This window comes from Polaribacter sp. (genome assembly GCF_051251875.1).
GTDB lineage: Bacteria > Bacteroidota > Bacteroidia > Flavobacteriales > Flavobacteriaceae > Polaribacter.
Genome location: NZ_JBPOGL010000026.1, coordinates 14,013 through 25,873, shown reverse-complemented (window position 1 = coordinate 25,873; position 11,861 = coordinate 14,013). Strand labels below are relative to the sequence as shown.

Sequence of the window (11,861 nt, the reverse complement as noted above, 5' to 3'; positions counted from 1 at the left end):
TCTAGTTTCAAAAAAACAGTCTACAATTCAATACACTTTTAACCTTTTGTTACATCTACACAAGTAACTGTGTTTCCCATTTCGGAAAAACAAGTTCCAGTAACCAAACCAACATAACCTGTACCAATTACTGCTATTTTCATCTTACAAAAGGATGTTTTTCTCCCTGAGTTACCAAGCCATTATTACGAATTGCATGTACAATATTTATAGAATTTCTAGCATCTTCTAGACCAAAACCATTTCCTTTTAAAATTCCTTGATAACTTTTTGTGTGCAATTCTGTAAATCCTCCGCTAAATTCTATTTCTTCTCCATCTACAGTTATAGATCTATAGGTTCTTTGTCCTTTTTCTTGAACTTCTTTAGGCAAGGAATTTTCATCAATAGACAAATACCATCTTACTCTAGCATTTTCAAACTCCAAATATCCGGCAGATTTGTCTTTTTCTCTTAAATGTACTTTATTTTCTTGTACTTCGCCAAAAATCCAAGAAAGCATGTCATAAAAATGGATACCAATATTAGTGGCTATTCCTCCTGATTTAGAGGCGTCTCCTTTCCAGGAAATGTCGTACCAATTACCTCTAGAAGTAATATAGGTTAAATCTACATCGTATTTTTCCTTTTTGTTTGCGGCTACAACTTTTTGCTTTAATGCAATAATACTTGGATGTAAACGTAATTGTAGAATTGTATTTATTTTTTGACCGTATTCTTGCTCAATATCACTTAAAGCATCTACATTCCAAGGGTTTAAGACTAATGGTTTTTCACAAATAGCATCTGCACCTCTGCGCAATGCCATTCTAATATGAGAATCATGTAAATAATTTGGCGTACAAATACTTACATAATCTAAATGAACATTTTGCTGGCGTTTTAATTTTTCTATATGACGATCAAATCGTTCAAATTCTACAAAAAAATCGGCTTTTGGAAAATAACTATCCATAATACCAACACTATCAAATTTATCTAACGCCGCTATTAAATTATTATGAGTATCTTTTATTGCTCTTAAATGTCTTGGCGCAATATAACCTGCGGCTCCTATTAATGCGAAATTTTTCATTTTATAATCCTCCATCTTTTATTTGTGTTGGAATACTATTTTTAACATCGTAAATTACGGACTTATCGTTCCGTAAATTACGATAGTCTAAATCTTTAAATTCTTTATGGTTTACAGCTAGAATTATGGCATCAAATTTATTTTCAGGAGTATTTTTTATCAATTTTAATTGATGTTTTGCTGCCAGTTCTTCCTTATGAACCCAAGGATCATAAACCGTAATTTGTACACCATACTCCTTTAAAGATTTAATAATATCTAAAACCTTTGTGTTTCTTAAATCTGGGCAGTTTTCTTTAAAAGTAATTCCTAAAATTAACACTTCGGCTCCTTTTATTTCTACTTCTTTTTGAATCATTAACTTAATTACTTGGCTAGATACATATCTGCCCATGCTTTCATTAATTCTTCTTCCTGCTAAAATTATTTCTGGATTATAGCCTAACTCCTGTGCTTTTCTAGCTAAATAATACGGATCTACTCCAATACAATGTCCGCCAACCAAACCCGGTGTAAATGGCAAGAAATTCCATTTTGTACCTGCTGCTGCTAAAACATCGTATGTATTAATATTCATTAAGCCAAAAATCTTAGCCAATTCATTTACAAAGGCAATATTAACATCTCTTTGTGAGTTTTCTATCACTTTAGAAGCTTCAGCTACTTTTATTGTTGGCGCTAAATGTGTACCTGCCGTAATTACAGATTTGTATAACTCATCTATCTTTTTCCCTATTTCTAAAGTTGAACCAGAAGTAACCTTTAATATTTTTTCTACAGTTCTTTCTTTATCTCCTGGATTAATTCTTTCCGGAGAATATCCACAGAAAAAATCTTTATTAAACTGCAAACCAGATACTCTTTCTAAAACAGGAACACACTCTTCTTCAGTTGCCCCCGGATACACAGTAGATTCGTAAATTACAACATCGCCATTTTTTAAAACTGCACCTACCGTTTCGCTTGCCTTTATTAAAGATTTTAAATTTGGTCTATTTTTTTTATCTACCGGAGTAGGAACTGTAATGATATAATAATTACAATCTTTAATTTCATGTACAGAAGTTGTACAAAACAATCCTTTTTTATCTGATGGTTTTTCTACTAATACTTCTTGTAGGGTTTCTTTAGATATTTCTTGTGTATCATCAATTCCTAATAGAATTTCTGAGACTCTATTAGCATCAACATCAAAACCAACTACGGCATATTTTGTAGCGAATAATCTTGCTAATGGTAACCCCACATAGCCTAAACCTATAATAGCTATTTTTAGCTGACTCATTTTATGTATTTTCTTACTACTATTTTCTTTCTTTTTTTCTAAAAGAAAATTTAGTACAAGAAGTTCTTAACTTCTTCTGAATATAGAATAGTTGGTATAATAGTTAATCACTTTTATTTATTCTTTATAAATACCCATTGCTGCATACTTGTCCATCCTTTTTATAACTAAATCAGTATCATTTAAGTTTTTTAGTTCTTCAAAAGCCGCTAAAATCTGATTTTCTACAGCTTTAAAAGCATCTTCTCTATTAGTATGTGCGCCACCAACTGGCTCTTCTATAATACCATCTATTAATTTCAATCTTACCATATCAGCACCTGTTAGCTTTAACGCTTCAGCTGCTTGTTCTTTAAATTCCCAACTTCTCCATAAAATTGAAGAACAAGATTCTGGAGAAATTACAGTATACCAAGTATTTTCCATCATATAAACTCTATCTCCAACACCAATACCAACAGCACCACCAGAAGCTCCTTCACCAATTACTACTGTAATTATAGGTGTTTTTAAACGTGTCATTTCAAGAATATTTCTAGCAATTGCTTCTCCTTGTCCGCGTTCTTCTGCTTCCAATCCTGGATAAGCGCCTGGAGTATCTAATAAAGTAACAACAGGAATTCTAAATTTTTCTGCCATTTTCATTAAACGCAATGCTTTTCTATATCCTTCTGGATTTGCCATTCCAAAATTTCTATATTGTCTTGTTTTGGTATTGTATCCTTTTTGTTGACCTATAAACATAAAAGACTGGTCTCCTATTTTACCCAAACCACCAATCATGGCTTTGTCATCTTTTACATTTCTATCTCCATGCAATTCCATAAAAGTGTTGCCACAAATTGCTCTAATATAATCTAAGGTGTAAGGTCTATTCGGATGTCTAGATAGTTGTACACGCTGCCAAGGAGTTAAATTCTTGTATATATCTTTCCTAGCTTTATCTAGTTTTTTTTCAATTTTTTTACAGGTACCAGTTACATCAACGTCACTTTCCTTACCTATAATTTCACACTTTTGTAATTGATCTAAAAGTTCTTTAATGGGCATTTCGAATTCTAAATATTCCATCTTGTAGTTATATTATTTAGTTAATTGCAGAAACAAACATACTATAAAAATTGGCTGTATTTACAATAAATTCTCACTTTTTTCGATTCGTTTTTTCAATAATTTTATTTTTGATGTATTTTCTGTTCTTAATAATTCCATTTAATAAAACTACAAATAACACCAAAAAAGCGCCTACGTAAAAGGTAGGATTCATTTTTTCTTTATCACCAAAAACAAATAACGCCATTATTATAGCATAAATAGGCTCTAAATTTACGGTAAGCATAACGGTATATGGCGATAAATATTTCATAACTTTTACAGAGATAACAAAAGCATAGGCTGTACAAATACTACTTAAAATTAGTAAATAAATCCAATCCATTTTTGGAAGTTGAAAAAACTCCGCAGAAAATTTATTTGTACATAATAAATAGCAAGTAACCCCTAAAACACCAAAAATTAATTGATATAATGTTATTGTGTCTGCCGAATGTTTTTTAATAAAAAGTCCATTTAAAACAGAAAATAAAGTACCTAAAAACGAAGCTATTAACGCATATATAATTCCTAATTTAAATTGACTTTCAAAATTAAAAATAATATACAACCCCAGTATAACCAGTAATCCCAGTAGTATTTCTATTGCATTAATTTTCCTTTTAAAAAAAAGAGGTTCTATTAAAGAGGTAAAAAAAGCCCCGGTACTCATGGTTACCAATGCTACTGAAACGTTAGAAACTTTTATGGCTTTAAAAAAGAAAATCCAATGCAATGCTATAAGAATTCCTGTAAAAAAAAACTTTACAATTGCTTTATTTTCAATTTTAAAAGATTTTCTTTTGATGATAAAATAACAAACAATAAAAATAACTGCCAACAACATTCTATACCAAACTAAAGGTATGGCATCTATAGAAATTAATGCTCCTAAAATTGCGGTAAACCCCCAAATAAAAACAATAAAGTGTAATAGCAAGTAATTTTTGAGTCTACTTTCTAGCATTATTATACAAATAAATGGCTAAACAGCCAAAGAAAATATTTGGAAGCCATACATATAAAAGTGAGTTTACGCCAGCTACGGCTCCTAAAACTTCTGAAATTTTCATTAAAAAAACATAGAAAAACATAATACCAATTCCCAATGCTAAATTAACTCCTGTACCTCCTCTACGCTTCCTAAACGCCAAGGCCACAGCAATAATTGTTAAAATATAAGAGGCTAATGGTAAACTGGTTCTTTTATAAAATTCTACCAAATACGCATTTAGATTTTTAACGCCTCTTTTCTTAGAAATATCTATAAACGTAAGTAATTCATTAGATGGCATTTCCTGCGCCAAAGCAGATTTGTATATTAAATCTTTGGGTGTAAAATTAAAAACTGTATCTATCTTATTTCCTGAAAAAATACTATCTCTATTCTCGTAAATTTGTCTTTTTTTCCAATTCAGTAAAGTAAAAGTAGAATCTTTTGGTTTAAATCTAATATTGTCTGCAACTAACTTCGATTTTAATTTTAATCCATCATAAACTTCGGAAGTAAAATCATAACCAGAATTGGTTTCTGTATTAAAATTTCTAATGAAAATATATGTGCTATCGGTTAATTGTAAACTAAACTCTTTTACATATTTTAATTCATTAGCTTGCCATTTATTTCTTACATAGGTATTTTCAAACTTTTTTCTTTCTTTACTACTATTAGGAACCACAAAATGATTCATTAATAAAGAAACTACCGTTACCAAAGTAGCTCCTAAAAAATAGGGGTATAAAAATCTAGTGAAAGATACTTTTGCATTGGTAATTGCAATGATTTCTGTGTTATTAGATAATTTTGATGTAAATAAAATTACCGCAATAAACAGCGCCAAGGGCATAAAAGTATTGGCGTAATAAATTACAAAATTAATATAATATTCATCTATAATTTGATAGAAGCCTAGATCTACATGTTCTAAAAAATTATCTATTTTTTCTGCAATATCTATTGCAATGGCAATAGGTATCAAGATTAATAAGGTAAACAAAAATGTTACCAAATAACGTTTTAATATGTATTTATCTATTATTTTCAAGAGCGCAGCTTTATTGGTATTTAAAATAAGTTGTTCTTCATAATTAAAGTCTATTATCCATTTGTTTTACCATCATATCTTTCCACTCTCTAAAATCTCCTGCAATAATATGTTTTCTTGCTTCTCTAGTTAACCAAACGTAAAAACCTAAATTATGGATAGAGGCAATTTGTTTTCCTAACATTTCTTTAGCTGCAAATAAATGACGCAAATAAGCTTTAGAGTACATAGTATCTACCCAAGTAATTCCCATATCATCTATTGGAGAAAAATCTTCTGCCCACTTTTTATTTTTTATATTGATGCTTCCATGTGCTGTAAACAACATACCATTTCTAGCGTTTCTTGTTGGCATTACACAATCAAACATATCTATACCTAAAGCTATGTTTTCTAAAATGTTAATTGGCGTACCAACGCCCATTAAATAACGTGGCTTGTCTTCTGGTAAAATTTCTGTAACAACTTCTGTCATTGCATACATTTCTTCTGCGGGTTCACCTACAGAAAGGCCTCCAATTGCATTTGCTTGCTGACCAGAATTTGCAATATATTCTGCAGATTGTCTACGTAAATCTTTATAGGTACTTCCTTGTACAATGGGCATAAAAGTTTGCTCAAAACCGTATTTGTAAGGTAATTTATCTAAATGATTAATACATCTAGTTAACCATCTATGCGTCATATGCATAGAACGTTTTGCGTAATTATAATCGCAAGGATATGGTGTACATTCATCAAATGCCATAATAATATCTGCACCAATTGTACGTTGGGTTTCCATAACATTTTCTGGCGTAAAAAAGTGCATAGAACCATCTATATGACTTTTAAACTTTACCCCTTCTTCATTAATTTTTCTTCTTCCAGAAAGAGAATATACTTGGTATCCTCCAGAATCTGTTAGAATATTTCTATCCCAATTCATAAACTTGTGCAAACCACCTGCTTTTTCTAAAATATCTAAACCCGGACGCAAGTATAAATGGTAGGTGTTTCCTAAAATAATATCAGGATTTATTTCGTTTTTTAGTTCTGTTTGATGTACTCCTTTTACGGTTCCAACAGTTCCTACAGGCATAAAAATTGGCGTTTCTATGACTCCATGATCTGTAGTTATACTTCCTGCTCTTGCCTTAGATTTTGGGTCGGTAATTTTTAAGTCGAATTTCAATCGTTTATTTTTTGATGATTTTTGTAACTAAAATTAATCACAAAATTAAGAACGCGTGTAACCACTTTGTTCTCTATTTTATTTATTTTGATATAAATAAAATTTTATTTCATTGCGTGCAAAGATACTATTATTTAAGAATTGAAAAATAAAATGAAGTGTTATAAAAAAGGCAAAAAGATGGGGTATAGCTTTTAATTGGCAAAAAAGTGCGTTAAGGATTGAAGCGGCATCCTTTTTTAAGCTTATATATGCTTTTGCATATATACGTTTAAAAAAGATATAGCGTAAAGCCTGACCTGCAAGGGAACGCCCAAAATAAATTTACCAACGTTTCTTTTTTGATGAAAAACTTGAGTTGTTTCTTTTACTTTTTGGTGATGATTTTCTAAAAGAAGCGCTTTTTTTATTGAAATCGTTTTTAGTTGGAGCCGCTTTTTTCTTTGAAACTTGCTTTTTAGGTTTCTCCTTAACTACAGATGCTTCTTGGGTTTTAGACGATGTAGAAATCATTTTATTAATTTCTTTCATTTCTTCTTCTGATAATTCTCGCCAATCTCCTGCTTGTAAGTAGCCAAGCTCTACATTCATAATTCTTGTACGTTTTAACTTGGTAACTTCATAGTCTAAATATTCGCACATTCTACGAATTTGACGATTTAAACCTTGGGTTAAAACGATTTTAAAAATTTTATCGCTCACTTTTTCTACCAAACATTTTTTGGTTATTGTTCCTAAAATAGGAATTCCATTTCCCATTTCTTGAATAAACTCTGCCGTGATAGATTTGTTTACTGTTACAAAGTATTCTTTCTCATGATTGTTGCCTGCGCGTAAAATTTTATTTACGATGTCTCCATCATTTGTTAAAAAAATTAAACCTTCAGAGGGTTTGTCTAAACGCCCAATAGGAAATAACCTTTCTGGATAATTTACGTGTTTTACAATATTATTTGGTTCTCTTTCATCTGTGGTAGAAACAATGCCCACCGGCTTATTTAAAGCAATGTATAGCGTAACATTTTTAGGTTCTACTAGTCTACCATCTAACTTTACAACGTCTTTTTTAGCAACTCTGTTTCCTAATTGCGTTGGTTTACCGTTGATGGTAACTCTGCCTTCATTTATAAATTTTTCTGCCTCTCTTCTAGAGCAAATTCCGGAAGAACTGATGTATTTATTAAGGTTTATAGATTGTTGATTTGTAGTATTCAATGAAAAATATTTTCTGCAAAAGTAAGTATAAGATTATTAATCTATTTTCCTTTTATCAAACCATTTGCCAACAAAGTTTAAATTTAATGTAATTTTATGAAAATTTTCTTGAATTAATTTGTTTTCTAACGTGCCTTCTCTCCCATAAGAATATGAAATATTAAAATTATCGTTACTATACTTTTTCATTGGCATACCTACTCCAACAGAAACAAAATAACTATCTATCTGTTGGTTAGATATTTTTAAAAAACCTGTGTTATAATTAAGTCCAAACCTATATTTTACATTAGACCAATAATCGTATTTATTTTTTGCAGACATGTATTGTAAACCAAAAGCATAAATAGATTGATTTGCGTAACTTTCATTATTTTGTTCTTGCTTTGTATCATTCCACAATAGTTTTCTATAATCTAAACTAGTGGTAAATTTTTTATTGATTAAAGATGTAATTCCAAATCCATAGGTAAACGGAAGTTCAAAATTATCTAAGTCATTTTCTACTTCATCTTCTATTGAAACCGATGTGTCTCCAGAAGAGGTTTTATAAGAAGTTCTTGTTTGGTTGCCACTTAACGAAGACGGCAATTCTAAGGTACCACCAAGTGTAGTTTCTATGCCTTTAATTGTTGGTAATTTGTACTGAAAACCTGTTTTTAGTTTTACTCCGCCATAATGATTTTGATCTGTAATAGAAACATAAGAGTCTGTGTAAATTTGACTTTCTTGTTCTATAGATCCAAAAAGAAAAGAAATATCTACTCCTAAAGTTAAGTCTTTTATTACTTTAAATCCTGTAGAGATATAAAATTTATTCAAACCTCCTACTCCTGTTATTCTAGTAATATACGTATCTGTAGATCCTTCAATGGCATTTTCTACATCAATATTGTATCCTGTTTTTGTATAAGGAAGCAAACCAACGCCCAAACCCCAATCTTTTTTAATAGGAAATGCAATGGCAATGTGCGAAATATTACCATTACTACTACTTTCGCTAATATTCTGGGTTTTTAAAGTTGTGTAGGTTCCATTTAAACCAAACTCATATAAAAATGATTTTTGCAAAATATTTCCCAAACTTGCTGGATTAAATAAATTAATTTCAAACGGATTTGATTGTGCAATACCTGTATTTCCTAGCCCTGTTAAACCTCCTGTTGCTGTTTTGTTTTCTACACCTAATCCATATAAAGAATAGGGTGTATTTGTATTATTTTGCCCAAATAAAACATTTATTGATGCCACTAATACTAGTACTAATATGTTTTTTTTCATTCCTAATAGTTTAAATATTTGACTGATAATTTAATTTCAGTTTTAGTACTAGAATTATTGTCTATAATCATTCTATTTACTTTTTTTGCGTAATCATTATATTCAATCATTAAGGCATAATTTAAGTCGGTATCTGAATAGAATATTTCTTCTACATAGCCGCTTAAATCTATACTGTAATAGGTATTATTCTGAAACTCATCATCATCTTGATTTAAGATTGCAGAAACAGCAACACCATCTAAGTCTGTAAGTTGTTGAAGAATTCTATTTTTATGATCTACCACATAAACCGTTAAAGATTCTGGCAACGGATTATCTTCATCATAACTTCCTTGTAGTGGATTAAAAGTTAAGGTTGCACTTAATGTAGTGGCATTTTCATAAACTTCAGAAAGCCTTCTAATTGCCGGAATTTCTATTCTTGGCGTAATGCCTATTCCGCCTTGCGCAAATATTAAATTGTCTGTATTTGTACTTAATTTAATTTCTTCTCCATCTTCAAAATCACCCATAGTTGTGCCTGATAAATCTGTGGTAATTTCATTAAACTGTTGTGCTGCGCTAGAAATTACAAAATCGATGTAATAATTATTGTCTTCACTATCATCATCATTTATACTATAAAACAACCTCATACTAGAATTACCAGGAGTACTTGCAGTTGTTTGTACATTAAAACCTAAAACATGGTTATTTTCTGATGTATCTGGCACAATTGCTAATCCTTTAAAATATTGTAAAAAGTCATCTGAAGTATTAATCTCATTATCTACAATTTTATTAAAAATTTCATCGCCTAAAGTATCATCCATTTTAATAAATAAAGAATCGGTTGCTCTATTAGGTCTTGGCGTAAATGAAAGCTGTCCTAAAACAGCATCATCATATTCTAAGGAAGAAGTGTTGTAAAAACTTCCATTATCTTCTGCTTTTACCGTTTCCGAAATTCTATGAAGTTTATAGGTTTGTATTTTGGTAGTATCTCCATAATAATACGTATCATAATTTAAAATCATACCTATAGAATCATACACTGCATTAGAGCCAATAGAAAAATTAGTACTTAATAATTGTAGATACGATTTTGCAGATAAATTACCCCATTGCGCATCTTTAATACTACCAAGTAAAATTCTATTTGTGCTAGATGTTACTAAAGAATCTTGTTTAAAAGTTCCTGCTTTTATAGAGAAAGTATCTATCACTCTCACTTGAATATTATTTTCTATAAAATCGCTTCCCACTTCATAAGTGGCATCATTTGTAGCACAAGATGCTAGAAAAACAAAACTTAAAACACCAATAATTAAATACTTCATGTTACTTTTTCAGGCAAAAATATTAGGAACGCTATTATAAGAAATCATAAAATATATAAACAGTACTTTTTTATAGACTTATGATTATAAAACACCTTTAACCCCAATAATTAACAGCTTTTAAGAAAATTAACATTTGGTTTACATGTTCATCTATAAAATATACTTGTTTGTCTATTTCGTGCTTTTATCAATATAATTGCTTCTAATTTTGCTCACTAATTAAGCAAATGACTAAATTAAATCTAATGAGAAAAACAAATTTAATACAAAAAAGTAGCGTTCTATTTTTAGCTACATTAATCACATTATTCTTTGTAAGTTGTAGTGATGATGATGACGATGACTATGAATTAGGTAACTGGGTAGAAAGCTCAACCTTTGATGGTAATTCGAGAGCAAATTCTGTAAGTTTTACCATTGGTACAAAAGGATATTTGGTAACTGGGTACGATGGTGATGATTATTTATCTGATACTTGGGAGTACAATTCTGACGGAGATTTCTGGGTGCAAAGAGCAAATTTTCCAGGGGTTGCCAGAAGTGGTGCTGTGGGTTTTTCTATAGACGGAAAAGGATATTTAGGTACTGGTTATGACGGTAGTCTTAAATTAAATGATTTCTGGGAATATGACCCAACTTCAGATGCTTGGACACAAAAAGCAGATTTTGGAGGAACCGCAAGATACGGCGCTATTGGTTTTGCTATTGATAACAATGGCTATATTGGTACCGGGTACGATGGAAGTGAACAAAAAGATTTCTGGAAATACGATGTTGCCACAGATTCTTGGGAACAATCTATTGGTTTTGGTGGACAAAAACGCCAAGATGCTGCTGTTTTTACAATTAATAATGTAGCATATATTGGATTAGGAATTCATAATGGAGCTTACGAAGAAGATTTTTATTCTTTTAACGGAACTACATGGACACGTTTAACAGATTTAGATGATGATGACGATGACGATGACGATTATGAAATTCTTTTAAGTAGTGGTGTTGGTTTTTCTTTAAACGGAATGGGATATATAACTACCGGAATTGCAGGGTCAATTACTACAGAAACCTGGTCTTATGACCCAACAACAGATACGTGGGATGAACTGCCTGTTTTTGAAGGTTCTGCAAGACAAAATGCCTCTGCTTTCTCTTTTGATGATAAAGCTTATGTTTTAATGGGAAGAAGTGGTAGCTATTATTTTGATGACGTTTGGGAATTTAAACCAGAAGAATACGAAAATGAAGATGATTAATCTTTATTAAATTAATTGTTTCTTTTTTTTTTGACATAGCTTTTACAAAAGTTTAGACACAAATGAGCTTTTTATAGTTTAAACTTGTAAAAGTTATGTTTTCATGCTAAGATTAA

10 protein-coding genes and 1 pseudogene are annotated in these 11,861 nt (G+C 30.6%); 1 reads left to right on the top strand and 10 read right to left on the bottom strand.

Annotation, left to right across the window (positions count from 1 at the left end; genetic code table 11):
* Nucleotides 1–50 precede the first annotated feature (50 nt).
* The 10 genes and pseudogenes from ACSHW5_RS11895 to ACSHW5_RS11850 all read right to left on the bottom strand — a co-directional run.
* Nucleotides 51–143: pseudogene (locus ACSHW5_RS11895) on the bottom strand (NAD-binding protein); the annotation flags it as partial.
* Entirely contained in the window at nucleotides 140–1,075 is a 936-nt protein-coding gene (locus ACSHW5_RS11890) for a Gfo/Idh/MocA family protein (RefSeq protein ID WP_435676358.1), read from the bottom strand. The pseudogene ACSHW5_RS11895 and the gene ACSHW5_RS11890, both read right to left, overlap by 4 nt.
* Before the next feature lies 1 nt (nucleotide 1,076).
* Nucleotides 1,077–2,360, bottom strand: a complete 1,284-nt coding sequence (locus ACSHW5_RS11885) for a nucleotide sugar dehydrogenase (protein WP_435676357.1) — start codon at nucleotides 2,358–2,360, stop codon at nucleotides 1,077–1,079.
* 117 nt (nucleotides 2,361–2,477) lie between these two features.
* Nucleotides 2,478–3,431, bottom strand: coding sequence for an acetyl-CoA carboxylase carboxyltransferase subunit alpha (locus ACSHW5_RS11880; protein ID WP_435676356.1), 954 nt, complete (start codon nucleotides 3,429–3,431; stop codon nucleotides 2,478–2,480).
* Nucleotides 3,432–3,504: 73 nt separating this feature from the next.
* The gene (locus tag ACSHW5_RS11875; protein WP_435676355.1) at nucleotides 3,505–4,419 is read right to left on the bottom strand and encodes a DMT family transporter; all 915 of its coding nucleotides are present in this window, start codon (nucleotides 4,417–4,419) and stop codon (nucleotides 3,505–3,507) included.
* Entirely contained in the window at nucleotides 4,406–5,497 is a 1,092-nt protein-coding gene (locus tag ACSHW5_RS11870) for an LptF/LptG family permease (protein WP_435676354.1), read from the bottom strand. The genes ACSHW5_RS11875 and ACSHW5_RS11870 overlap by 14 nt, the downstream gene beginning before the upstream one ends.
* A 43-nt stretch (nucleotides 5,498–5,540) precedes the next feature.
* Nucleotides 5,541–6,671, bottom strand: coding sequence for a tRNA guanosine(34) transglycosylase Tgt (gene tgt, locus ACSHW5_RS11865; protein ID WP_435676353.1), 1,131 nt, complete (start codon nucleotides 6,669–6,671; stop codon nucleotides 5,541–5,543).
* A gap of 324 nt (nucleotides 6,672–6,995) precedes the next feature.
* Complete coding sequence (gene rluF, locus ACSHW5_RS11860; protein ID WP_435676352.1) at nucleotides 6,996–7,886, bottom strand: 23S rRNA pseudouridine(2604) synthase RluF; 891 nt, start codon at nucleotides 7,884–7,886, stop codon at nucleotides 6,996–6,998.
* A gap of 36 nt (nucleotides 7,887–7,922) precedes the next feature.
* Nucleotides 7,923–9,167, bottom strand: a complete 1,245-nt coding sequence (locus ACSHW5_RS11855; protein WP_435676351.1) for a hypothetical protein — start codon at nucleotides 9,165–9,167, stop codon at nucleotides 7,923–7,925.
* Between the two features lie 2 nt (nucleotides 9,168–9,169).
* Nucleotides 9,170–10,489, bottom strand: a complete 1,320-nt coding sequence (locus ACSHW5_RS11850; protein ID WP_435676350.1) for a DUF4270 family protein — start codon at nucleotides 10,487–10,489, stop codon at nucleotides 9,170–9,172.
* A 248-nt stretch (nucleotides 10,490–10,737) separates the two neighbouring features.
* Here ACSHW5_RS11850 and ACSHW5_RS11845 point away from each other — a divergent pair, with 248 nt between their 5' ends.
* On the top strand, nucleotides 10,738–11,745 hold the full coding sequence (locus ACSHW5_RS11845) for a Kelch repeat-containing protein (RefSeq protein WP_435676349.1): 1,008 nt from the start codon (nucleotides 10,738–10,740) through the stop codon (nucleotides 11,743–11,745).
* Nucleotides 11,746–11,861: the final 116 nt, after the last annotated feature.

Bases quoted from the DNA above. Each gene is read 5' to 3' on its own strand.
- ACSHW5_RS11890 (WP_435676358.1), bottom strand. From the start codon at position 1,075: ATGAAAAATTTCGCATTAATAGGAGCCGCAGGTTATATTGCGCCAAGA.
- ACSHW5_RS11885 (WP_435676357.1), bottom strand. From the start codon at position 2,360: ATGAGTCAGCTAAAAATAGCTATTATAGGTTTAGGCTATGTGGGGTTA.
- ACSHW5_RS11880 (WP_435676356.1), bottom strand. From the start codon at position 3,431: ATGGAATATTTAGAATTCGAAATGCCCATTAAAGAACTTTTAGATCAA.
- ACSHW5_RS11875 (WP_435676355.1), bottom strand. From the start codon at position 4,419: ATGCTAGAAAGTAGACTCAAAAATTACTTGCTATTACACTTTATTGTT.
- ACSHW5_RS11855 (WP_435676351.1), bottom strand. From the start codon at position 9,167: ATGAAAAAAAACATATTAGTACTAGTATTAGTGGCATCAATAAATGTT.
- ACSHW5_RS11850 (WP_435676350.1), bottom strand. From the start codon at position 10,489: ATGAAGTATTTAATTATTGGTGTTTTAAGTTTTGTTTTTCTAGCATCT.
- ACSHW5_RS11845 (WP_435676349.1), top strand. From the start codon at position 10,738: ATGAGAAAAACAAATTTAATACAAAAAAGTAGCGTTCTATTTTTAGCT.